Origin of the sequence: Halobellus sp. Atlit-38R, assembly GCF_003665925.1 — an archaeon.
Classification (GTDB): Archaea; Halobacteriota; Halobacteria; order Halobacteriales; family Haloferacaceae; genus Haloquadratum; species Haloquadratum inordinatus.
The window spans coordinates 1-599 of the sequence record NZ_QXIJ01000135.1; the positions used below are offsets into that span (position 1 = coordinate 1).

The window sequence follows — 599 nt, forward strand, 5'->3', positions numbered from 1 at the left end:
ACGCGAGCGCGACTCTTGGTCGCGCTCGCGGCCTTTCAATCCGGCAGAGACGTACACTTCGTCGATTTCGACCGGTCCAACGAGGTCGAGCTGAGGCGCGTCGAGCGCTCTGGTAAAGCGCTCGACGCGACGGTGCATCGTCTTGTAGGTAACACCGATCTCCCGCTGAAGTTGGCGGAGACTCGTGTTAAACCGTAAGAACGCGTAAATCGAGAACAACCACTTGCGGAGCGCAACCTTTGAGTGAGCGAAAATTGTGCCCGTCTTATCGTTGAACGTGCGGTCGCAATTCTTACAGAGATAGCGTTGAAACGCCCCATAGCTGCCGTTCGTGACCGTTCGGTCAGAACGGCAGCGGGGGCATTCGACGCCGTCACGCCATCTGTTCTAGTTTAGTAGCGATCAAAGCCGAACTCACCTCGTTCAACCTGCTCGCGTAACCGATCTCTGTGTGGATTTGGATTTCGTGACGCCCACAGCAACAGCTCGTCCAAATCCGGCAGTCCGTAGCCCAACTCAACCATGAGATACAGTTGGATCAGATGAGCGTGGCGTTCGACGGCTAGCGAACAGCGACGCCGAGGGAGCCGCGACGCCGA

At 57.3% G+C, this 599-nt stretch carries 2 pseudogenes; both read right to left on the reverse strand.

Going from position 1 to position 599, the window contains the following annotated elements:
- Window positions 1-384, reverse strand: a pseudogene (locus D3D02_RS18540) (IS1595 family transposase); the annotation flags it as partial.
- An 8-nt stretch (window positions 385-392) separates the two neighbouring features.
- Window positions 393-599, reverse strand: a pseudogene (locus tag D3D02_RS18545) (IS4 family transposase); the annotation flags it as partial.